Origin of the sequence: uncultured Shimia sp. (assembly GCF_947493595.1) — a bacterium.
Taxonomy (GTDB): Bacteria; Pseudomonadota; Alphaproteobacteria; order Rhodobacterales; family Rhodobacteraceae; genus Shimia.
Genome location: NZ_CANLRL010000002.1, coordinates 32,685 through 55,473 on the forward strand (window position 1 = coordinate 32,685; position 22,789 = coordinate 55,473).

The 22,789-nt window shown below is 58.3% G+C and carries 22 protein-coding genes; 11 read left to right on the forward strand and 11 right to left on the reverse strand.

Annotation, left to right across the window (positions count from 1 at the left end; translation table 11 throughout):
* Nucleotides 1-4 precede the first annotated feature (4 nt).
* From Q0955_RS05770 to Q0955_RS05795, 6 genes are all read right to left on the reverse strand, one after another.
* Nucleotides 5-778, reverse strand: a complete 774-nt coding sequence (locus tag Q0955_RS05770) for an ABC transporter ATP-binding protein (protein ID WP_299421171.1) — start codon at nucleotides 776-778, stop codon at nucleotides 5-7.
* Entirely contained in the window at nucleotides 778-1,548 is a 771-nt protein-coding gene (locus Q0955_RS05775) for an ABC transporter ATP-binding protein (RefSeq protein ID WP_299421174.1), read from the reverse strand. Before Q0955_RS05775 ends, Q0955_RS05770 begins: the two co-directional genes overlap by 1 nt.
* The gene (locus tag Q0955_RS05780) at nucleotides 1,545-2,630 is read right to left on the reverse strand and encodes a branched-chain amino acid ABC transporter permease (protein WP_168591117.1); all 1,086 of its coding nucleotides are present in this window, start codon (nucleotides 2,628-2,630) and stop codon (nucleotides 1,545-1,547) included. The genes Q0955_RS05775 and Q0955_RS05780 overlap by 4 nt, the downstream gene beginning before the upstream one ends.
* Before the next feature lie 3 nt (nucleotides 2,631-2,633).
* Entirely contained in the window at nucleotides 2,634-3,509 is an 876-nt protein-coding gene (locus tag Q0955_RS05785; protein WP_299421178.1) for a branched-chain amino acid ABC transporter permease, read from the reverse strand.
* A 158-nt stretch (nucleotides 3,510-3,667) separates the two neighbouring features.
* Nucleotides 3,668-4,783, reverse strand: coding sequence for an acyl-CoA dehydrogenase family protein (locus Q0955_RS05790; RefSeq protein WP_299421179.1), 1,116 nt, complete (start codon nucleotides 4,781-4,783; stop codon nucleotides 3,668-3,670).
* Nucleotides 4,784-5,962 carry an acyl-CoA dehydrogenase family protein gene (locus tag Q0955_RS05795; protein ID WP_299421183.1) on the reverse strand — a complete coding sequence of 393 codons (1,179 nt, stop codon included), beginning with the start codon at nucleotides 5,960-5,962 and terminating at the stop codon, nucleotides 4,784-4,786.
* A gap of 130 nt (nucleotides 5,963-6,092) precedes the next feature.
* On the opposite strand from Q0955_RS05795, the gene Q0955_RS05800 reads away from it, so the two are divergent.
* Nucleotides 6,093-6,713, forward strand: coding sequence for a TetR/AcrR family transcriptional regulator (locus tag Q0955_RS05800; protein WP_299421186.1), 621 nt, complete (start codon nucleotides 6,093-6,095; stop codon nucleotides 6,711-6,713).
* Nucleotides 6,714-7,003: 290 nt separating this feature from the next.
* Here Q0955_RS05800 and Q0955_RS05805 read toward each other — a convergent pair whose 3' ends face one another.
* Both Q0955_RS05805 and nth read right to left on the reverse strand, forming a co-directional pair.
* The gene (locus Q0955_RS05805; RefSeq protein ID WP_299421187.1) at nucleotides 7,004-7,990 is read right to left on the reverse strand and encodes an adenosine kinase; all 987 of its coding nucleotides are present in this window, start codon (nucleotides 7,988-7,990) and stop codon (nucleotides 7,004-7,006) included.
* Nucleotides 7,987-8,631 carry an endonuclease III gene (gene nth, locus Q0955_RS05810; RefSeq protein ID WP_299421190.1) on the reverse strand — a complete coding sequence of 215 codons (645 nt, stop codon included), beginning with the start codon at nucleotides 8,629-8,631 and terminating at the stop codon, nucleotides 7,987-7,989. The genes Q0955_RS05805 and nth overlap by 4 nt, the downstream gene beginning before the upstream one ends.
* Before the next feature lie 726 nt (nucleotides 8,632-9,357).
* Here nth and dnaA point away from each other — a divergent pair.
* The 4 genes from dnaA to gyrB all read left to right on the forward strand — a co-directional run bounded on the left by dnaA (nucleotide 9,358) and on the right by gyrB (nucleotide 15,705).
* Nucleotides 9,358-10,740, forward strand: coding sequence for a chromosomal replication initiator protein DnaA (gene dnaA / locus Q0955_RS05815; protein ID WP_299421192.1), 1,383 nt, complete (start codon nucleotides 9,358-9,360; stop codon nucleotides 10,738-10,740).
* 171 nt (nucleotides 10,741-10,911) lie between these two features.
* Nucleotides 10,912-12,030 carry a DNA polymerase III subunit beta gene (gene dnaN, locus Q0955_RS05820; protein ID WP_299421195.1) on the forward strand — a complete coding sequence of 373 codons (1,119 nt, stop codon included), beginning with the start codon at nucleotides 10,912-10,914 and terminating at the stop codon, nucleotides 12,028-12,030.
* A gap of 35 nt (nucleotides 12,031-12,065) precedes the next feature.
* Nucleotides 12,066-13,193: a DNA replication/repair protein RecF gene (gene recF, locus Q0955_RS05825; protein WP_299421197.1), complete on the forward strand. Its 1,128-nt coding sequence runs from the start codon at nucleotides 12,066-12,068 to the stop codon at nucleotides 13,191-13,193.
* A gap of 94 nt (nucleotides 13,194-13,287) precedes the next feature.
* Complete coding sequence (gyrB, locus tag Q0955_RS05830) at nucleotides 13,288-15,705, forward strand: DNA topoisomerase (ATP-hydrolyzing) subunit B (protein ID WP_299421200.1); 2,418 nt, start codon at nucleotides 13,288-13,290, stop codon at nucleotides 15,703-15,705.
* 81 nt (nucleotides 15,706-15,786) lie between these two features.
* Here gyrB and Q0955_RS05835 read toward each other — a convergent pair whose 3' ends face one another.
* A complete protein-coding gene (locus tag Q0955_RS05835; protein WP_299421202.1) occupies nucleotides 15,787-16,014 on the reverse strand; it encodes a glycine zipper 2TM domain-containing protein in 228 nt (75 codons plus the stop codon).
* 111 nt (nucleotides 16,015-16,125) lie between these two features.
* Entirely contained in the window at nucleotides 16,126-17,037 is a 912-nt protein-coding gene (pcaQ, locus tag Q0955_RS05840; protein ID WP_299421205.1) for a pca operon transcription factor PcaQ, read from the reverse strand.
* Nucleotides 17,038-17,127: 90 nt separating this feature from the next.
* Here pcaQ and pobA point away from each other — a divergent pair, with 90 nt between their 5' ends.
* From pobA to Q0955_RS05870, 6 genes are read left to right on the forward strand one after another with little or no spacing between them, the layout of a single operon-like run.
* Entirely contained in the window at nucleotides 17,128-18,297 is a 1,170-nt protein-coding gene (gene pobA, locus Q0955_RS05845; RefSeq protein WP_299421207.1) for a 4-hydroxybenzoate 3-monooxygenase, read from the forward strand.
* A 24-nt stretch (nucleotides 18,298-18,321) separates the two neighbouring features.
* Nucleotides 18,322-18,693: a 4-carboxymuconolactone decarboxylase gene (gene pcaC, locus Q0955_RS05850; RefSeq protein ID WP_299421210.1), complete on the forward strand. Its 372-nt coding sequence runs from the start codon at nucleotides 18,322-18,324 to the stop codon at nucleotides 18,691-18,693.
* Between the two features lie 36 nt (nucleotides 18,694-18,729).
* Nucleotides 18,730-19,458: a protocatechuate 3,4-dioxygenase subunit beta gene (pcaH, locus tag Q0955_RS05855; protein WP_299421212.1), complete on the forward strand. Its 729-nt coding sequence runs from the start codon at nucleotides 18,730-18,732 to the stop codon at nucleotides 19,456-19,458.
* A 2-nt stretch (nucleotides 19,459-19,460) separates the two neighbouring features.
* Entirely contained in the window at nucleotides 19,461-20,081 is a 621-nt protein-coding gene (pcaG, locus tag Q0955_RS05860) for a protocatechuate 3,4-dioxygenase subunit alpha (RefSeq protein WP_299421215.1), read from the forward strand.
* Nucleotides 20,082-20,126: 45 nt separating this feature from the next.
* Nucleotides 20,127-20,960 (forward strand): 3-keto-5-aminohexanoate cleavage protein, encoded by an 834-nt coding sequence (locus tag Q0955_RS05865; protein ID WP_299421217.1) that lies wholly within the window; start codon nucleotides 20,127-20,129, stop codon nucleotides 20,958-20,960.
* A gap of 12 nt (nucleotides 20,961-20,972) precedes the next feature.
* Nucleotides 20,973-22,040 carry a 3-carboxy-cis,cis-muconate cycloisomerase gene (locus Q0955_RS05870; RefSeq protein ID WP_299421220.1) on the forward strand — a complete coding sequence of 356 codons (1,068 nt, stop codon included), beginning with the start codon at nucleotides 20,973-20,975 and terminating at the stop codon, nucleotides 22,038-22,040.
* A gap of 12 nt (nucleotides 22,041-22,052) precedes the next feature.
* Here the strand turns inward: Q0955_RS05870 and Q0955_RS05875 are convergent, their stop codons facing one another.
* Complete coding sequence (locus tag Q0955_RS05875; RefSeq protein WP_299421223.1) at nucleotides 22,053-22,646, reverse strand: 3'-5' exonuclease; 594 nt, start codon at nucleotides 22,644-22,646, stop codon at nucleotides 22,053-22,055.
* Between the last annotated feature and the right edge of the window lie 143 nt (nucleotides 22,647-22,789).

Sequence of the window (22,789 nt, forward strand, 5' to 3'; positions counted from 1 at the left end):
CCCCTTATCGCCACGTTTTCTTGCGTTTCCAGCGTCGCTCACCGCGCGCGCCGGTCTCCTGATGCCCGAGGTAAAAGGCTTTGATGTCCTCGCTTTCCATCAGGCGCTCGGCGGTGTCGTCCATCACGATCCGGCCAACTTCCATCACATAACCTACATCAGCGAGGTCCAATGCCACTTTAGCGTTTTGCTCTACCAGCATCATGGTCACACCTTCGTCTTTGTTCAGGCGTTTGAGGATCGCAAAAATCTCCTGAACCAACAGAGGCGACAGGCCGAGCGATGGCTCATCCAACAACATGATTTTGGGCCGCAGCATCAGACCGCGCCCAATGGCGAGCATCTGTTGTTGCCCACCAGACAAGGTGCCGGCCTCTTGGTGACGCCGTTCGGCAAGGATGGGGAAATAATCAAAGACCATCTGCCGGTCTTTCTCGATCTCCGCCTTGTCGCTGCGGGTATATGCCCCCAGCGAGAGGTTTTCACCCACCGTCAGAAGCGGAAACACCTCGCGACCTTCGGGCACATGCACGATGCCTTGGCCCACCACTTTGTGCGGCTCCATGCCTTGGATTTCCCGGCCCTCAAACACCACCTGGCCCTTTTCAGGGTCCATGATGCCGGAGATGGTTTTGAGCAGAGTCGACTTGCCCGCGCCATTGGCGCCCAGCACGGTCACCACCTGGCCTTTTTCCACCTTCAACGACACGCCGCGAATAGCCATGATTGGGCCGTAGAAGCTCTCTATGTTCTTGATATCAAGCACTGTTTCGCCCATCACGCTGCCCCCGCGCCAAGGTAGGCCTCAATCACCGCCGGATCAGATTGCACCTGCTGCGGTGTGCCTTCGGCCAGCTTGGCCCCATCGGCCAGCGCCAGAACACGGTCGGACACGCCCGAGACCAGCCCCATGTCGTGCTCCACCATCAAAACGGTGATGCCCATCTGTTTGCGGATGTCATCAATCCACCAGCGCATGTCCTGCGTTTCCTCAACGGACAGACCGGAAGCCGGTTCATCCAACAGCAAAAGCCGCGGCCCAGACGCCAGCGCACGGCCCAGTTCCACCACCTTGCGCACCCCATAAGGCAGCCCGGCGATCATCTTGTCGCGGTAGGGCTGAAGGTCGAGAAAATCGATGACCTCTTCAACAGCCTCCCGATGACGTTTTTCTTCCTGCCGCACTTTGGGCGTGAACAACATCTCCTGCACCAAGTTCGTAGTGCGATGGCGATGCCGTCCGACCAGCAGGTTCTGCAACACTGTGGCATGGTCAAACAGCTCGATATTTTGAAAGGTACGTGCGATGCCAAGATCGGCCACGGAATCCGCGTTGCGATCCAAAAGGTTATGGCCGTCAAAGGTGATCGAGCCGGCGTAGGGATTATAAAACCGCGAGATCAGATTGAAGACCGTCGATTTCCCCGCGCCGTTGGGGCCGACGATGGCGTAGACCTCGCCTTCCTCAACCGAAAACGTCAGATCATTCACCGCAACCACGCCACCAAACTTGAGCGTCGCGTTGTTGATTTCCAGCAGATTGCTCATCTCAAACGCTCCGTCTTCAGGTAGCTCTTCTGGCGCTTGAACATGTCTTTGCGCGCAAAGGGGAAGAGCTCAAACCAGATGCGGATTTTCATCCAACGGCCGTAGATACCCATCGGCTCAAACAGGATGAAGAGGATCAGGATCATACCAAAGACGCCGGTTTCCAGACCCGGAATGGCCACGGAGCCGCCGCCGATCAGGTCTTTGGTCATCGACAGGAACTGCGGCAGGAAGGCCACCACCACCGCGCCAAAAAATGCCCCGTGGATCGAACCCAGACCGCCAATCACAATCATCATCAGAAGGGTGATGGAGATCACGATGGAGAAGGTCTCGTTGTTGAACGCACCAGCATAAAAACCCATGAGCGCGCCTGCCAAACCGGTGATCGCACAGGAGATGCCAAAAGCCGCCGCTTTGGTGCGCGCGATATGCACCCCCATGGCGGTGGCTGAAACTTCACTGTCTCGCACCGCCGCCATGGCCCGCCCCAAGGGCGAGCGCAGCAGGTTGCGATAGGCAAGCGTGCAGAGAATCGTGACGGCCAACACCAGCCAATAGAAACGATCCGGCGTGGTCCAGCGCTCGATCTCAATGCCAAAGATAGTGATCATCGGAGCAAACTTGCCCGACACGCCATCGGTGATCGGCTCCATCAGCACAATGATGTCGTCGGCTAGAATGGACAGCGCGATGGTCGCAATGGCGAGGTAGATACCGTGCAGGCGGATCGCGGGGATTGCGATGATGGTGCCCACCACACCGGTCAGGATGCCTGCCGCCGGAAAGGCAATCAGGAAGGGCCAGCCCTGCTCCATGAAGATGATGCAGGAATAGCAACCCAGCGCCAAAAAGGCCGCGTGGCCAAGGCTGGCCTGGCCGGTTTGTCCGGTCAAAAGCATTAGGCCTAGGCCCGCGATGGCCCAGATCAGAACGTTGGTGACTTCACCGAGGAAGAAGTCATCCATTAGCCACGGTAGGGCCACCGCGATCACAATAAGCGTTGCATAGACAAAGAAGCTCCACCAGTCGGGAAAGAGCCGGATGTCGTGTTCGTAGGAGGTTTTGAAATGTATCCGCATCGCTCAGACCTTCTTGATCCGGACCTGCGAGAACAGGCCATGCGGGCGGAACACCAACACAAACAGCAGCAGCGTGTAGGGTGCGATCTGGCTATAGCCTGCCGGGAAGTAGCGAGAGGCAAAAGGTTCGATCACGCCAACAATCAGCCCGCCCATCAGCGCACCGGGCAAAGAGCCAAACCCGCCGATCACAGCCGCGGCAAAAGCCTTGATGCCCAGAAGTCCTGCGTTGGGGTCAATTGCGCCTTTCGAGGCAAAAAGAATACCCGCCACCGCCGCGACAGCCCCGGAGAGCCCCCAGATCATGCCCTGCACGCGTTTTACCGGAATGCCCATGAAGTAAGCTGCCATCTGGTTCTGACTTGCAGCCTGCATCGCCAAACCAAGCTTAGTGCGCTGGAAGAACTGATAGAGGAAGTAGGTGAGCAACACGGTCACAACAATCACCGCAATGTCCGCCATGCCCAACACCACACCACCGATGTTGAAGTCGCCAATCGCCAGTGGGCTTTCCAGCGTTTGCGGCTCATGGCTCCAGATCACACCGGCCACAAAGCGGATGACAAAGCCCAATGCGATGGTGAGGATCACCACCGCCGTCTGACTTTGGCCAAACAAGTGGCGCAGCACAAAGAAGTCGAGCAAATAGCCCAGCACCGCCATAATGGCGATCGACAAAGGTGCAGCAACCCAGAACGGCAACCCCACATAGTGGGCGTTTGTCAGCCCCAAACACACAAAGGCGCCGAGCATCATGAAATCGCCCTGGGCGAAATTCACCTGTTCGGTCGCCTTGTAGATCAGCACGAAGCCAAGCGCGATCAAGCCGTAGACACAGCCATTCGCAAGCCCGCTGACGAGCAGTTGCACAACTTCCAAAGTATCCTCCCGTGCCGGTTAGGACCGGCTTTTTCTATGCTCAGTCTTCGGAGCGAAGTCTTTTGCGTCAAGTCTCCATTCCCCCGCTTGCGCAAAGCTCCGTTACGTCACCTTTCCTTTTCCATACGCTGTCGTACGTTAAATCCATTCAACCCTGACTAGATGCCGCGCTGCCGCAAAATCCACTCAGTGTGATAGCCCGCATCACCCAAAAACTCGGTCAATGCGCGGTCGCGTTTCATGAACAGGCCAAGATCCATCTCATCGGTCATGCCAATGCCGCCATGCATCTGCACGCCCTCTTCCGTGGCCTGCCGCCCAACCCGCGCCATCTTGGCCTTGGCTGCACGGGTCAAGGTTTCGACCTCAGCACTGCCTTCATCCAACGCGTTCAACGCCGACGCAATCAACGAGGAAACCTGCGCCAATTCGCAATAAAGATCTGCCGTCCGGTGTTGCAGCGACTGAAACTGTCCAATCAAAACGCCAAACTGCTTGCGGGTGCGCAGATAGTCATAGGTCTGCTCAGCCGCTGCCTTGGCGACTCCGAGCTGCTCCGCCGCCGCAATCGCGCGGCCCGCCGCCAGTGTCTTTGCCAAGACGTCTTCTGCAGTAGCCCCCTGCGCAAGAATATCAGCCTCAGCAATTGCTACATCTTCAAAGATCACAGTGGCCGCGTTGCGATGGTCCAGCATCACTTGCGGCGTACGCGAAACGCCTGCCGCTTGGGGATCACACAGCACCAAACATAGGTCATCCCCGCGCTTGGCGGTCACGATCAAACGATCCGCAATCCCGCCATCGACCACGAATGTTTTGCGGCCAGTTAGCGTCAATGCACCAGACGCGCCTGAAACTGTCGTGGCAATACGTTCGGGACGGTGTTTGACCGCTTCATCCATCGCCAGCGCAACCACGGCGTCACCGGTGGCAATTCTAGGCGCCCAGTTTTGGGCCATGTCGCCACCAGCCGAAGCCAGCGCGGTGCCGGCTAAGATAGCCGAAGACACAAACGGGCTGACCGTCAAATGACGCCCCAGTTCTTCGACAATTAGACCCGCTGCACGGTAACCGAGTCCAACGCCTCCGAGGGCCTCTGGGAGCACAATCCCCATCCAGCCCATCTCGGCCAGTTCACCCAGAATCGCGCTGTTGGCATCTTCGCCTGCCTCTCTCAACGCGCGGAACGCGGCAATGCCATGCCCATCGCGCAAAAACCCCGCCGCAGAGTCGGCAATCAGCTGTTGGTCTTCGCTCAAGAGTTCCATGCGCATCTACCCCGGCAATTTCAAAACGGCTTTGGACAGGATCGACAACATCACCTCAGATGTGCCGCCTTCGATGCTATTGGCCTTGGAGCGCAGCCAGTCTTTGGCCGCCTGCCCCGCATCATTGGCCGCGCCCTCCCAGACCAGATCGTCACTACCGCCTGCCGCCACACGCAGACTTTGGCGGCGTTTATTCAACTCCGTCCCGAGGTACTTGAGTTCAGCCGACCGCGCGCCCAATTCATGTCCTGCGCGCATGTAGGTGCCAGTCATGTCCAGATGTGTGTCAAAACAGATTTCATCTACCAGAAACTGTCCCAGCTCCGCGCGCAGCATGGGATCATCCAACCGACCGGTGTCATCCAAACCAATCGCAGACATCGCATCCGCCGCGATGTCCGACTTGGCAAAAAGCGCCGAGTCCGCCGCGCCAATCATTTCCCGCTCATGGGTCAGCAAGTATTTGGCGATGGTCCAGCCTTGCCCGCGTGCGCCCACAATCTGATCTTTGGGCACTTTCACAGCATCAAAGAAGGTCTCGCAAAATGGCGAGGCACCAGAAATCAGCTTGATGGGTTTGGTCGAAACGCCCGCGCTATCCATGTCAAAAAGCAGGAAAGAAATCCCGGTGTGTTTCTTCTCATCCGGCTCCGTTCGTACAAGGCAGAAAATCCAATCGGCCTTGTCGGCATAAGAGGTCCAAATTTTCTGCCCTGTGACCTCAAAGTGGTCTCCAGTATCCACGCCCTTGGTCTGCAACCCCGCCAGATCGGAGCCTGCGCCGGGCTCAGAGTATCCCTGACACCAGCGGATTTCACCGCGTGCAATTTGGGGCAGGTAGTGGCGCTTCTGTTCTTCAGAGCCGAACTGCAACAAGGCCGGCCCCAGCATCCAGATGCCAAAGCTTTGTAGGGGCGGCCGCGCATTGATGCGCTGCATCTCCTCGGTCAGGACCTTTTGCTCATCCCCACTCAGACCGCCACCGCCGTAGGCTTTGGGCCAGGCTGGCACCGTCCAACCCTTGGCGGCCATGACCTCCAACCACTGCTTTTGCGCAGGCGAGCGAAACACAAACTTGCGCCCGCCCCAACAGATGTCATCCTCGCCCATTGGCGTGCGCATGTCCGCAGGGCAATTGGCCTCCAGCCACGCGCGGGTTTCGCTGCGGAATGTGTCGATCTCCATGCAAACGCCCCTCCCAAGGCCTCCGCCCATTGGGTCGGAGATTGCACCTGTGAGGCAAACATACTACTGAGTATGCTGTCAACGGAGGCGAACTGCGCGACGTTGCGTTAATCGGATCCTGTGAGGCCCCATGGCGGACACCAAATTGACAGCGATGAGTGCCTCAAAAGCCGAGATTCTGGACGCCGCTGCCGAGGTGTTTATGCGGTTGGGAGCGGACACCGCTTCTATCGACGACGTTGCACGCCAGCTTGGGTCCACGAAGGGACGGATTTACCACCACTTCCCCTCCAAAGGCGTGCTCCTGGCCGAAGTCTGCCTGCGCGCGGCAGATTTTGTGCTGCAAAGAGTGCCGCCGGTGATCACCCCGGACGCCGCTCCAGAAGAGAACTTACGGCAGATGATCCTGACCCATATTCCCGAGGTCCTGCGCACGCTGCCCTACCACAAGGTGATCATTCAGTCCTATGTCGGCGTGCAGCAGAAATCGACCACAGCCTTGGAGCGCGAACTGTTTGCGCAAATCCAACTAGAGCGAAAGGCATACGAAACCCTGTTTCGAGATGTACTGCAAACAGGCATGCAAGACGGCAGCTTCCGCGCGCAAAACACTTCCATCGCCCTGCAGTCTCTGCTGCTTCTGATCAACGCCCCAGTGTTTTGGTATCACCCGCGCGCAGACGAGCCAGACAGCTTTATACGTGATCTCAGCGCGCAACTGGCGGAAATGGCGCTGGCGTCGTTGCGATAGCAGGGGCCAGCCCCTCTTGGGCCACAGGCCCAATTCACCCGGGGATACTTACGGACAGTGAATGGTGGTTAACGGCAAATTAACCACCCAGAGGGTATTCTACCTAAGCGGTACAGGCTGGGAAGCCGATGGCCGTGACTGTGAATGGCGCTCCGCTCAAGACGTAAGCATCGCGCAGTGTCGACCGGCGTGGCGAGCGGAGCGCTCCCAAGACACTCATTCATGGTCGACAAATATCCCCGCCGGAGGCTCCCACGGGTGCCTCCAACACAGGTCGTGGTGCAAGTGCGTCAGCCTATCAGCCCAGCTTTCTGAAACAGCGCTTTGATGTCCGTTTCAGGCCGTGCACCATAGTGGCTGATCACTTCCGCCGCAGCGATGCAGCCCATTTTTCCCGACACTTCCAGTGACTGGCCAGTGGCCACACCGTAGAGGAACCCACAGGCAAATTGATCGCCAGCGCCAGTGGCATCCACCGGCACAATTTCATTAACGGGCACTGTGGCCTCTTCATCACCGGAAAGCAGCACCACGTCGTGACCTGAGCGGGTGCACACCACCATGCCACAGTCCTGCGCGGCCTGCTCAAGCGCGGCGCTCAGATCGGTTTGATAGAGCGATTGCCACTCGTGTTCATTGCCAATCACAAAATCGAGTTCTTTCACCAAGCGGCGGAAATCGTCGCGGTGACGTTCGACGCAGAAAGGGTCAGACAGGGCAATGCCTGCTTTGCCGCCGCCCTCCTGGCAGAGCTTTGCAGCCCGCTCAAAGGCGGCTTTGCCTTTGGGTTTGTCATAGAGGTAACCTTCAAGGAAAAGCAGCTGCGCCTTGCCGGCGACGCCATCGGAGACATCGTCCGGACCCACTTCAGACGAGATGCCCAGATAGGTGTTCATCGACCGCTCGCCATCCGGGGAGACAAAGATCATCGAACGCGACGTGGGCAGCTCGTCACCGTCCACCAGCGGATTCACAAAGTCAGTGCCGTCGGCCTGCATTTCATTGGCATAAAACTGTCCCAGCGCATCGTTGCTCACGCGTCCGATAAAGCCGGTCGACAACCCAAGCGCACCAAGGCCGGCCAATGTGTTGGCCACCGAGCCGCCCGGCGCCTGTTTGCGGTTGGTCATACCGGCATAAAGCATTTCGCCGCGTTCTTTCTCAACCAGCTGCATGATGCCTTTCTGAATGCCCATCAGGTCCAGAAAACTGTCGTCAGATTGGCTGATCACGTCCACAACAGCGTTGCCGATGCCAACCACTTGGTATTGGGTCATAGGTTTTTGTCCTCAAATAGGCAGAGATCGCGGATGAGACAGGTGCCACACAGGGGTTTGCGTGCTTTGCACACATAGCGGCCGTGCAGGATCATCCAGTGATGGGCGTGGAGTTGGAAATCCACGGGAATTTGGTCTTCGATGGCGCGTTCTACCGCCACCACATCTTTGCCGGGGCAAACGCCTGAGCGGTTGCCAAACCGGAAGATATGCGTGTCCACGGCCTGCGCCGGATAACGCCACCACATGTTAAGCACCACATTGGCAGTCTTGCGCCCCACACCCGGCAGGCTTTCCAGCGCTGCGCGGGAGTTGGGCACTTCACCGCCGTAGTCATCCACAAGGATGCGGCTGAGCTTGATCACGTTTTTGGCTTTGTTGCGATAGAGGCCGATGGTCTTGATGTGGTCAATCACCGCCTCCTCGCCCAGATCCAACATCTTCTGCGGGGTATCCGCGATTTTGAACAGCTCTTTGGTGGCGCGGTTCACGCCCACATCCGTCGCCTGCGCCGACAGGGCCACGGCCACCACCAACGTATAGACGTTGACGTGATCCAGCTCTCCCACCGGTTCGGCTTCGGCGGCCTCAAACCGGGTGAAGATCTCCCGGATGGTATGATAATCAAGTTGCTTTGCCATCGGCCTGTTAATGCACGCCCCCCGCGCCGCAGGCAAGGGTCGGATCTGATCCCGTGCAGAGCAGATCAAACAGGGCGGTCAAAATCGCGCAGGTGAGTCGAGCAAAGCCTGTGAGCGATTCCTTTTTTCTGACACGCGGCTCAGCAAACACCTGTGGCAGCGACGCAACAACCATATGTGGCCCCCCACAGTTAAAGCCAGACAAAATCGGGGTTTCAGAGCCGAGTCCAAGCCATTTTCCAATTCACATCACTGGGGGATATCCCTGTGTAAGCCTCGCCTTAGAATGGATCAAAAATAATAATAAAATCACTTTAATACAAAGACTTACATGCCTGTGGATAGATTCTTTTTGGGGAATGCCTGAGTCAAGATCGAAGTTCAGTTGCCCGCTTTGGCACCTGCTTGCTAGGTTCACTCAGCGATTCATTTCGCCTTGGGGGGAACAGACGCCGACATACGGTGGCTTGGCCATACTGGGTGACTAGACAGACCGCGTTTTTGGGAGCGCGGTGGTGGTTGTGTCCGGGGTGTTCACCTGTTCCACAAAACTGCGCATCTGCGCACAGATAGCTTTTGCGACCGGAGAATAGGGACCTCCGGAAGGGTCGCTTATTGCTTGGTGTTTTGGCCGTTTTCGGCACCGAGGCAGATATGGATCGCGGGACAAAGGCAGAGACCGGGCACAGTCCGGCGACTAAGACGTGTGAAGGAAAACGGGGACAGATGACTGACGACACATGGGGCACCATCCGACAAGACCTACTCAAAACTGTGGGTCAAAATAACTTCAAAACCTGGATTGAGCCTGTCAATTTTTCAGAGCTGAAAGATGGCGTCGCCACCTTTCATGTGCCGACCAATTTTATCGGCAATTACGTGTCGCAAAATTATGGCGACCTGATTTTGCATCAGATGAACCAAAACGGCGCCGACGTGCAGCGCATGCAGTTCAAAGTGGCGACCAAGACTTCCGCCCACCGCCCCGCACCTGCGGCCAGCGTGAAAAAAGTCAGCGCCGCCGCCGCACCTGCCGTGGCCGCTGCGACAGAAAGCAATGATGCGGGCATGACCGGCGCGCCGCTGGATGCACGTTTCACCTTTGACAGCTTTGTTGTCGGCAAACCAAACGAGTTGGCGAATGCCGCCGCGCGCCGTGTGGGCGAAGGTGGCCCAGTGACCTTCAACCCGCTGTTTCTGTATGGCGGCGTGGGCCTTGGTAAAACCCACTTGATGCACGCCATTGCCTGGGAGCTTCAGGCGCAGCGCCCCGACCTGAATGTCTTGTATCTTTCTGCCGAACAATTCATGTACCGCTTTGTGCAAGCCCTGCGCGACCGCAAGATGATGGACTTCAAAGAGCTGTTCCGCTCCGTCGATGTGCTGATGGTGGACGACGTCCAATTCATCGCCGGCAAAGACAGCACTCAGGAAGAGTTCTTCCACACCTTCAACGCGCTGGTGGACCAAAACAAACAAATCATCATTTCGGCCGACCGTGCGCCAGGCGAAATCAAAGATCTCGAAGACCGCATCAAGAGCCGTCTGCAATGTGGTCTGGTGGTAGACCTGCACCCAACCGATTACGAACTGCGGCTTGGCATTCTACAAAACAAGGTAGACACTTACCGCGAGCAGTATCCTGAGCTGCAACTTCAGGATGGTGTGTTGGAATTCCTGGCTCACCGCATCTCCACCAACGTGCGCGTGCTTGAAGGTGCGTTGACCCGCCTGTTTGCTTTCGCATCGCTGGTTGGGCGTGAAATCACCATGGAATTGACGCAGGACTGCCTGTCCGACGTGCTGCGCGCCTCTGAACGCAAAGTCTCCGTCGAAGAGATCCAGCGCAAGGTGGCAGAGCACTACAACATCCGCCTGTCTGACATGATTGGCCCCAAGCGCGTGCGCACCTTTGCCCGTCCGCGTCAGGTCGCGATGTACCTCTGCAAACAGCTGACCTCACGGTCTTTGCCGGAAATCGGGCGCCGATTTGGCGGACGTGACCACACCACGGTCATGCATGGTGTGCGCCGCATTGAAGAGCTGCGTAATTCTGACGGGCAGATCGCCGAAGACCTCGAATTGCTGCGTCGCACCCTCGAAGCCTAAGCTTTTTGACCGCAAACGTGACCAAAACGCCGCGTCCACTGGGCGCGGTGTTTTCTTTTGGTCGCTTGGCGCTTGACGCTCCTTGCGACTTCACAGACAAACCTAGGAAAAGACTTGTACCGTGTGACCACCTCGATAAGGTGCCTGTCCCGGTAATCGGAGGTTGATGGGATGAAAATCAGTATTGAACGCGCCGTGCTGCTGAAAGCAGTGAGCCAAGCGCAGTCTGTTGTGGAACGCCGCAACACCATTCCAATCCTTGCCAACGTGCTGATCGAAGCCGAAGGCGACACCGTGCAATTCCGCGCCACGGACCTGGACATCGAAGTGGTGGACAAAGCCAACGCCATGGTGGAACGCGCCGGTGCCACAACCGTAGCTGCCACCACCCTGCATGAGATTGTGCGCAAACTGCCAGATGGAGCCCTGGTCACCCTGACAGACGACAGCGCCGCTGGCCGCCTAACGGTGGAAGCCGGCCGCTCCAACTTCTCGCTGGCCACCCTGCCGCGTGAAGACTTCCCGGTGATGGCCTCCTCAGAATATTCGTCCAACTTCTCGGCGTCAGCACCCGCCCTGCGTCGCCTGTTTGACAAAGCCAAGTTTGCCATCTCCACCGAAGAGACCCGTTACTACCTGAATGGCGTCTACTTGCATGTGTCCGATGGCGAAGACGGCAAAGTGCTGCGCGCGGTGGCCACCGACGGACACCGTCTGGCGCGCATCGACACCGACCTGCCGGACAGTGCAACGGACATGCCCGGTGTGATTGTGCCGCGCAAAACCGTGGGCGAGCTGCGCAAATTGCTGGACGATGACGATATGGAAATCGCCGTGTCAGTCAGCGAAACCAAAGTGCGCTTTGCCACCCCCCATATCACCCTGACCTCCAAGGTGATCGACGGCACTTTCCCAGACTACACCCGGGTGATTCCACAGGGAAACACCCGTAAGCTGGAAGTGGACGCCTCTGAGTTTGCCAAAGCGGTGGACCGTGTGGCCACGGTTTCCTCGGAACGCTCTCGCGCAGTGAAATTGCAGCTGGATGAAGACCGTCTGGTGTTGTCGGTGAACTCACCGGACAGCGGCGCTGCCGAAGAAGAGCTGGTTGTGGCTTACAACGACGAGCGCCTTGAAATTGGCTTTAACGCCAAATACCTGCTGGAAATCGCAAGCCAGGTGGACCGCGAAAACGCCGTGTTTATGTTCAACTCCGCTGGCGACCCGACCTTGATGCGTGAAGGTGGCGACACTTCCGCGGTCTACGTTGTCATGCCAATGCGGGTTTGATCCGCTGACGCGGATGCCTCCGGCGGGGATATTTGGTGAAAGTGAATGCCGGGCCCGTGTCTGAGCTGTTTCTGAAATCCCTGAGCCTGTCTCATTTTCGATCCCACAAAAAGGGCGCGCTCACCTGTGATGCGCGTCCTGTGGCCTTGTTTGGCCCCAATGGCGCGGGCAAGACCAACATCCTTGAGGCGGTGTCGCTGCTTTCACCGGGCCGTGGCATTCGCCGCGCCAGTGCCGAAGAGATGACCCGCCGACCGGAAGCCATTGGCTGGAAACTCTCCGGGCTCCTGCAAGCGACCAATCAAACCTACGAAATTGATGTGCGGTCAGAAAACGGTGCCGCGCGACAGGTGCAGATCGACAGCAAAGCTGCGCCACAGACCCAGCTGGGACGGATTTGCCGGGTGTTGTGGCTGATCCCCGCAATGGACCGTCTGTGGATCGAAGGCGCGGAGGGGCGACGGCGGTTTCTCGACCGCATGACGCTCAGCTTCTATCCGGAACATGCCGAGGCCAGCCTTGCCTATGAAAAGGCAATGCGGGAGCGCAATCGGCTGTTGAAAGAACAGATCAGCGATGCCCATTGGTATGTCGCGCTGGAACGCCAAATGGCGGAAGCGGGCGCGCGGCTGCATCAGGCACGCGAAGCCAGCGTCGAACGGCTGCTGGATGCCCAGGCGGCGGCGCAAACCGCATTTCCGGTGGCTGAACTGGAGTTGATCCAATCAGACGGCGCGATGCCGCGGACCGAGGCTGATCTGTTGGAGGCGCTGGCCGAGAGCCGGTTCCGAGACATTGCCGCCGGACGCACTCTGGTGGGACCACATCGCACCGACATGATTGGCACCTACCGCGAGAAGGGCGTGCCCGCCAAAGACTGCTCCACCGGGGAGCAAAAGGCGCTGTTGGTATCGCTGATTTTGGCCAACGCCCGCGCTCTCAAAGACGACATTGGTGCCGCCCCCATCCTGCTGCTGGATGAGGTTGCCGCGCATCTTGATCCAGGCCGACGTGCGGCGCTCTATGACGAGATCTGCGCCCTTGGGGCACAGGCCTGGATGACCGGCACAGAGGCCGGGCTGTTTGACGCGCTTGGGGATCGCGCACAATATGTGGAAGTGACCGATGAGGCCGGGATTTCCAACCTGTCCTCAAAGGCTTAACTCAACCTGATCGTTTCACAAAAATCCTTGTCATTTGCGTGACAACCGCCCCCAAACCCGATATAAAATTCGCAAATGAAAAAGGGCGACATGTATGTCTGACAACGCGCAAAATACCGAGCAATATGGCGCGGATTCCATTAAAGTTCTCAAAGGCTTGGAAGCGGTGCGCAAGCGTCCGGGCATGTATATCGGGGACACCGATGATGGCTCCGGCCTGCACCACATGGTGTATGAGGTTGTGGACAACGGCATCGACGAGGCGCTGGCCAACCACGCCGACCACGTGAAGGTGAAAATTCACGCCGACAGTTCGGTTTCGGTGTATGACAACGGCCGCGGCATTCCGGTGGATATTCACCCGGAAGAAGGCGTGTCCGCCGCCGAGGTCATCATGACCCAGCTGCACGCCGGTGGTAAGTTTGACAGCAACTCCTACAAGGTCTCCGGCGGTCTGCACGGTGTGGGCGTGTCGGTTGTGAACGCCCTGTCTGTCTGGCTGGAGTTGCGCATCTGGCGCAACGGCAAAGAGCACTACGCCAAGTTTGAACATGGCGATTGCACCGAGCATTTGCGCGAAGTGGCGGATTGCGGTGACGCAACCGGCACCGAAGTGCGCTTCATGGCCTCCACGGATACATTTTCCAACATCGAGTATTCCTTTGAAACACTCGAGAAACGCCTGCGCGAGCTGGCCTTCCTGAACTCCGGTGTGCGCATCATCCTGGAAGACGAGCGCCCGGCTGAGCCACTGAAGACCGAGCTCTACTACGACGGTGGTGTGAACGAGTTTGTGAAATACATCGACCGTCACAAGACGCCTTTGATGGAGGCGCCGGTCTATGTGAAAGGGGAACGTGACGAGATTGGCGTTGAGGTCGCGATGTGGTGGAATGACAGCTACCACGAGAATGTGCTGCCCTTCACCAACAACATCCCACAGCGCGATGGCGGCACGCACATTGCCGGTTTCCGTGGGGCGCTGACCCGCACCTTGCAGAAATACGCGCAGGAAAGCGGCATCGCCAAAAAGGAAAAGATCACCTTCACCGGCGATGATGCGCGCGAAGGTTTGACCTGTGTGCTGTCTGTCAAAGTGCCGGACCCGAAGTTCAGCTCGCAGACCAAAGACAAGCTGGTGAGTTCCGAGGTACGTCCCGCGGTTGAAGGCCTGCTGGGGGAAAAACTGGCAGAGTGGTTTGGCGAAAACCCGCAAACAGCCAAGATGATTGTCTCCAAGATTTTGGAAGCAGCCCACGCCCGCGAAGCAGCCCGCAAGGCGCGCGAATTGACCCGCCGCAAAACTGCGATGGATGTGAACTTCCTCGCAGGCAAGCTCAAAGACTGCTCTGAGAAAGACCCGTCCAAAACCGAAGTCTTCCTGGTGGAGGGTGACTCCGCTGGTGGCTCAGCTCAAACTGGGCGGGACCGGAAAACCCAGGCCATCCTGCCACTACGGGGTAAAATCCTGAACGTGGAGCGCGCACGCTTTGACCGGATGCTGGGCAGCCAGGAAATTGGCAACTTGGTGATGGCGCTTGGCACCGGCATTGGCCGTGATGAATTTAACGTCGACAAACTGCGCTACCACAAGGTGGTGATCATGACCGACGCGGATGTCGACGGTGCGCACATTCGTACGCTGTTGCTGACCTTCTTCTACCGCCAGATGCCAGAGCTGATCGAAAAAGGGCACCTCTACATTGCACAGCCTCCACTTTACAAAGTGGCGCGGGGCAAGTCCGAGGTCTATCTGAAAGACCAGGCGGCACTGGACGATTACCTGGTGAACCAGGGCATCGAAGGTGCTGTGCTGCGCCTTGGCACTGGTGCAGAGATGACCGGCCAAGATCTTGCGCGCGTTGTCACCGAGGCCCGTCAGCTCAAGCAGGTGCTGGACGCCTTCCCAACCCATTACCCCCGCCACATTCTGGAACAGGCCGCCATCGCGGGCGCCTTTGTCCCCGGCGCGGTGGACGCAGACCTGCAAGGCGTGGCCGACAAGGTTGCCGCCCGTCTGGACCTGATTGCACTCGAATATGAGCGGGGCTGGACCGGCCGTATCACTCAGGATCACGGCATCAAACTGGCCCGTATCCTGCGCGGTGTCGAAGAGGTGCGCACACTGGACGGCCCAATGCTGCGGTCCGGCGAGGCCCGCAAGTCCGGAAGCTTCACCGAGAGCCTGCAAGAGGTCTACGACACCTCCGCAACACTGGTGCGCAAAGACCGCAGCCAGATCATCAACGGCCCGCTGGACCTCCTGAACGCCATTCTGGCAGAGGGTGAAAAAGGCCTGACGCTGCAGCGGTACAAGGGCTTGGGTGAAATGAACCCGGATCAGCTTTGGGAAACCACGCTGGATCCGGATGCCCGCACCTTGCTGCAAGTGAAGGTCGAGGACATCGCCGAAGCGGATGACCTCTTCACCAAGCTGATGGGTGACGTGGTGGAACCGCGCCGCGAGTTCATTCAGAAAAACGCGCTGAGCGTGGAAAATCTCGACTTCTAAGTTGGCACGCAAACAGAAAAAGGCTGGCACTCTGTAATGAGCGCCAGCCTTTTTTCTATCTCTCGTCTGCTTCAGACGCGCTTAGCAGCCTGCCGCGTTGTTTGCGACTGCACCACCAGCCACAGCGCCACCGGCTGTCAGGATATCTTTACCCGAGCCGCCGCCCAGCTGGTTGCCCAAGGCACCCCCAACCACGGCACCAACCACGGTTGCGCCCGCGCAGCCAACATCTTTCTCCGTCACACCACCCGCGCAAGCGGACAGAACAGCCAGACTACCAACCATCGCCGGGATCAAAATAAGTTTCATGAAAGCACCTCATTCGTTTTTTGTTTTCCCAGCTAATATGGAGGTAAATTTCGCCGATTTCAAAGCAGCACAGGCGAAAAAGCGCCTGACCTTGCATTGACTGGCCGCTGTCTAGGCAATCCGCTCCGCCACATCTGCCAAAACCCGCCGAAATAGGGACTCCGCCGCAGAAAACTGCCCCTCTGTGCGCGTCATCAACCCCACCGGGCCTTTGGTCAGGGATGTGTCAAACGGCAGCCGCACCAGTGCCCCGCTTTCCAGCTCTTTGGCCACCACCCCATTGGAGATGATCCAGACCGCGTCATTGGAGAGCGCATAGTTCCGTCCAAAGGCACCCGACACACTTTCCACTTTGGTCGCGATCTCTCCGACACCTTGTGCCACCAAAGCACGCTCCACCAGTGGGCGGATGGCCGAAGCTTCTGGCGGGAAAATCACCGGCCAGTCGCCAAGATGGTGGATGTTGGGCTGGTCGAGCAGCGGATGCCCTTTGCGCACCACAAACTCGACATGCTCGTCATAAAGCTGCGTGAAGGCAATACCTTTCATCACATCTGGCGCTCCCATGCGCCCGATCACCACGTCGAGCCGCCCTTGGCGCAACTCCTCGATCAAATAGCCATGTGGTCCATCATGAATATGCAACGTCACATCCGGTGCCAGCTCGGTAAAAGCTTGCACCACCTCCGGCATCAACCGCGCCGCCACACTTGGCAAGGCCCCAACCGCCAGGCTGACTTTACCCGTATTTGCCATTTGCGCCACGCCATTCAGCCCCTGTTGCAAAGCCGCCAGACTCATCTGGGCAAAGTGCAAAAACACTTCACCCTGTTTGGTCAGGCTGACCCCGCCGCGATTGCGCACCAGCAGATCCGACCCGACAACCTCCTCAAGCTCCTTCAGTGTTTTGGAAATCGCCGGTTGTGTCAGATGCAGATGCTGCGCCGCTGACTTCAGACTGCTGTGCCGGACAATCTCGGCAAAGCACTGGATGTGACGGAATTTGATGCGCCGATCGATCATAGTTGATGCCCATTTTTAGCAACTAAATCCAACAAACGCTCATTTTACTTTTCACTTTTACAAAGTCAAACTGCCAACAGGAGGAACCTCATGCGCACTCAGGTTTGCATAATCGGCGGCGGGCCGTCGGGACTTTTGTTGTCACAACTGCTGCACCGCAAGGGCATCGACAGCATCGTACTTGAGCGAAAGACGCGCGACTACGTGCTCGGCCGAATCCGCGCAGGCATATTGGAAACCGGCTTTGTCGACTTGATGCGCGAGGCCGGTGTTGGCGCACGCATGGATGCCGAAGGCTTTACGCACAACGGCACGGTGATTGCCTATGGCGAAGAAGAGTTTAGTATCTCCTTTCACGCACACACCGGCAAAGACGTTATGGTCTACGGCCAGACCGAACTGACCCGCGATCTCTATGACGCGCGCGAAGCCGAGGGCGGCAATCTGGTGTTCAATGTCGAGGATGTGGTGATCCACGACGCCAAAAGTGACGCGCCTTATGTGATCTATCATGTGGACGGCACCGCACACCGGATCGACTGTGACTACATCGCTGGCTGTGATGGCTTCCACGGCGTCAGTCGCCAGACCATTCCCACGTCCGTGCGCCGTGAATATGAAAAGGTGTATCCCTTTGGCTGGCTTGGCGTGCTGTCCGAAACGCCCCCCGTGCATGACGAATTGATCTACAGCTGGTCAGAGCGCGGCTTTGCCCTCTGCTCCATGCGCAACGCCAACCTCAGCCGCTACTACATCCAATGCGCGCTGAGCGACTCGCCCGACGATTGGAGCGACAGCGCTTTCTGGAGCGAACTCAAACGCCGCATTCCGAGCCGCCACGCAGAGGCCCTGGTGACCGGCCCATCCATTGAGAAATCTATCGCGCCGCTGCGCAGCTTTGTGACCGAACCGATGCGCTGGGGCCGTTTGTTTCTTTGTGGTGATGCGGCCCATATCGTGCCGCCCACCGGCGCGAAGGGTCTGAACACCGCTGCCTCTGACATCTATTACCTCTACCACGGCCTCGTGCAGGTCTATCAGGACAAGGACACCGCTGGCATCGACGCCTATTCCGAAAAGGCGCTGGCACGCATCTGGAAGGCCGAGCGGTTCAGCTGGTCCACCACCAATCTGCTGCACCGCTATCCGGATCAGTCCGAGTTTGATCTGAAGATGCAACGCGCCGAGATCGACTTCCTGCGCAGCAACGACGCCGCGCAAAAAGTGTTTGCCCAAAACTATGTGGGCCTGCCCTACTGATGGGCCAGACAAAGGAGACACACTATGTCTGACAAATTCGCCACCGGCATGGAGGTCCGCCGCAAGGTTTTGGGTGACGCCCATGTCGATCGGGCAGAGGCCAACAAAACCGCGCTGGACGCGCCATTCCAAACCCTCATCACCGAAGGTGCCTGGGGCACGGTTTGGGCCAGTGACGCCATCAGCCTGCGGGAACGCTCCATGCTGACCCTGGCCTTGCTCGCGGCCACTGGCAACTTTGACGAAATCCCGATGCACATCCGCGCCACCGCCAACACCGGGGCCAGTCAGGAAGACGTGATGGAAGTGTTTCAGCACGTCGCGATTTACTGTGGTGTGCCCAAAGCCAACCACGCCATCAAACTGGCAAAACAGACCTTTGCAGAGATGGGCTGATCGCGCATTCTAGGCGCGCAGGGGAGGAGCAACACGATGAGCAAACCCGCGGAATTTTATCAGCGTGACCGGGAGTGGCACCCGCCTGCGTTTTCGCAGGACTACAAAACCTCCGTGGCGCGGTCCCCGCAAAACGCCCTGATCAGTCTGGAGCAAACCGTCAGCGAGATCACCGGCCCACGCTTTGGCCATGATGACGTAACCGCTATGGACCGCGACCTGATCCACAACTACGCCAAACCGGGCGAAAGCGCGATTGGCGAGCGCATCATTGTGCACGGCCGCGTGCTGGATGAAAACGCCCGCCCTGTGCCCAACACCTTGGTGGAGATTTGGCAGGCCAACGCTGGGGGCCGCTATCGCCACAAGAAAGACGCCTATCTGGCCCCAATTGATCCCAACTTTGGCGGCTGCGGGCGCACCATAACGGACGAAAACGGCTACTACTATTTCCGCACCGTAAAACCCGGCGCCTACCCCTGGCGCAATTGGGTCAATAACTGGCGGCCAGCGCATATTCACGTCTCCGTCTTTGGCACCAGCTTTGCCCAACGCCTGATCACGCAGCTCTACTTTGAGGGCGACCCGCTGATCGCGAAATGCCCGATTGTGAACACCATCCCAGATCAGGCCGCACGGGGTCAGCTGATTGCCGCGCTTGATATGAACGCCTCCGTGCCGCTGGACAGCATTGCCTACAAATTTGACATCGTGCTGCGTGGTCGGCGCTCCACCCTGTTTGAAAACCGCATGGAGGGCAATTGAGCATGGTGCAGAAGCTCGACTACCTCAAAGAAACCCCCTCCCAAACGGCTGGGCCATACGTGCACATTGGCCTCGCCCCCGGCGCGGCGGGGTTTGACATCTACGCGCGCGAACTTGGCTGGGACATCGCCGGCCCCAACGCCAAAGGTGAGCGTATTCGCATCGAAGGTCTGGTGATCGACGGCACCGGCAGTCCGGTAAAAGACGTGATGCTGGAGACTTGGCAGGCCAATGCCGAGGGCATTTACCCACATCCAGAACAGGCGGGCGAGACCGAAGAAGGCTTCAAAGGCTGGGGCCGCGTGATCACCGATTTTGACACCGGCGAATGGGGTTTTGACACCATCAAACCGGGGCCGGTCATGGGCCGCAACGGACAACTGATGGCGCCACATATTTCGCTCTGGATTGTGGCACGCGGCATCAATGTGGGCCTGAACACACGGCTCTATTTTGATGACGAGGCGGAGGCCAACGCCACTGACCCTGTGCTCAACGTCATCGAATGGGAAAACCGCCGCGCCACATTGATTGCCAAACGTGAGATGCGCGACGGCTCCCCCGATTACCGATTTGACATCACGCTTCAGGGCGACAATGAAACCGTCTTCTTTGACATCTGACTTTCGCCCGCGTTTTTTGAACGTGGCCATTCAAACGAGATCACCATGAGCAAACCCTGCATCCTGTGCTGCGCCATCACTGGCTCCGTGCCCACCAAAGCGGACAATCCTGCTGTGCCGACAACGGTCACTGAGCAGATCGAAAGCAGCCACGCCGCCGTGGAGGCAGGCGCGTCGATCATCCACGCCCATGTGCGCAACGACGATGAAACGCCGTCCAGCGATCCGGAGAGGTTTGCCCTGCTCAAAGAAGGGCTGGAAAAACACTGCCCCGGCGTGATCATCCAATTCTCCACCGGCGGACGCTCTGGAGCAGGTCAGGCGCGTGGCGGCATGTTGCCTTTGCGCCCGGATATGGCATCGCTCTCTGTCGGCTCCAACAACTTCCCCACGCGGGTCTATGAAAACCCGCCGGAGCTGATCTCCTGGCTCTCCAGCGAGATGCAGACGTATGAAATCACACCAGAAATCGAGGCTTTTGACCTGAGCCATATCCTGCAAGCCATCCGTCATCATGAGACGGGCACGCTCTATGGCCAACTCTACGTGCAGTTTGTCATGGGTGTGAAAAACGCCATGCCGGTGGATCGCGAAGTGTTTGAGTTCTACGTGAAGATCATGCAGGAACGTGCGCCCAATGCCGAATGGTGTGCGGCGGGCATTGGCGCGGCGCAAATCACCGTAAACGAATGGGCGATTGCCGCAGGTGGCCACACCCGGGCCGGATTGGAAGACAACGTACGTCTGGACCGCAACACGCTGGCACCCTCCAACGCCGCCCTGATCGCACGCGCCGCAGAACTGTGCGAGAAATACGAGCGGCCCGTCGCCACGCCAGCGCAAGCGCGTGAAATCCTTGGCCTGCGTGCCGTAACCTGATCGGTCCCTGTCATGAACCCGCTCACCCACGCGTCTCACCTGTTTGGCCCGCTGTTCTCGGATCCAGAGAGCGAGACGCTTTGGGACACCGCGCGGTTTATCGACGGGTTTATCCAGTTTGAGCGGGCTTTGGCCAAAGCACTCGCTGAGGCTGGTGTGGTCGACCACACAATCGTGGCGGAGGCGGTGGAAGACATCAATAGCTTCCAACCGGACCTCGCGAGGATCGCCGAAAGCGTAGTCCAGGACGGCCTGCCCGTGCCGGAGTTTGTGCGCCAACTCAAAGCCCACACGCGACCTTCCGCGCTCCCAGCCATCCACACCGGTGCCACCAGTCAGGACCTGATCGACACGGCGGTCTCGCTGATCCTGCGCGACGCAAATGCGCGGTTTGAGGCGCAGATCGCAGGCCTGCTGACAGCGCTCGACGCGCTCACGGACACATGGGGCAACGCCACCATGATGGGCCGCACCCGCATGCAGGCCGCTTTGCCTATCTCGGTGTCAGACCGCATTGCCACTTGGCGCAGCCCGCTTGCGCGTCACAAAACCCGCCTAAAAACGCTGCGCCCGCAAGTCGAAACCCTTCAATTTGGCGGCCCGGTTGGCAATCGCGCCAGCCTTGCACCACACGGCGATGCCGTCGCCGCTTCGCTGGCCAAAAATCTCACCCTCTCCAATCCGGACCGCGCCTGGCACGCCACGCGTGAGAGGCTGACCGACTACGTCAATTGGCTCTCAATGGTCACCGGCAGCTTGGGCAAGATGGGGCAGGACTTGGCTCTGATGGCACAACAAGGCGTGGACGAGGTGAAGTTCTGCGGCGGCGGCACCAGCTCTGCCATGCCGCACAAACAGAACCCGGTGCGGGCCGAGTTGCTGGTCACCTTGGCGCGCTACAACGCCACACAACTTCCCGCCATGCACCACGCCCTAGTCCACGAACAGGAACGCTCCGGTAGCGCGTGGTCACTGGAATGGATGGTCTTGCCCGCAATGGTCACCACCACCGCCACAGCCTTGCGTCACGCCGACAATCTTATCCAAAGCATTGAGAGTATGGGGTTATCTGCACCTTAAGACATTGAAGTCTCAAAACTCAAACGTCAGCTGCAGGTGTTTGATCTTACCGGTGATGTCTTCGATGGGGCATTTCAACCGTTCCTCAGCCAACAGCACAACTTCAGCTGCCGCCCGCGCATCTTCGCCTGCGTCGTGGTGATGGAACTCCAGTCCCAGCGCCTTTTTTAAATGGCCAAGCCCATGTCCACCATTGCCGCGAAACTCCGGCCAGGCTTTGCGCGCGATTTTTACACTGTCCGCCCATTCCATCTTTGGCCCATTGAGCCCCGCCGCGCGACAGGCCGCCGTGATGGCTTTCTGATCAAAACTGCTGTGTTGCACCATCAAATTGCGTGACAATAGTGGCAACATCTTTGGCCACGCATGCGCAAACGTGGGCGCTTCCCGCACCGTACGTGCATCAATGCCAGTCAGCTCGGTGTTGAACGACGCAAAGTCCTGATCCGGGTTGATGTAGGTGGAAAAGGTCTCAATCCCGCCATCGCGACGTACGCAAGCCAGACCAATCTGACTAATCGAAGCCGCATCACGGTTGGCAGTCTCCACATCCAGCGCAATGAAACGGAACAGACCATCCGGCAAAGGCGCATCAGGCAGGAACACAGCGTGCCTCCTGTCTCTGCTTTGCTTTCACTGTCAAACCGTTGCGCAACATATCTTTGTCTTGTGCCTATGCCCACTTGCGGGCCGGGACCGCCCCTATGCCAGCTTAGCGCAAAAAACAAAAGGCCGCCCAAACAGGGCGG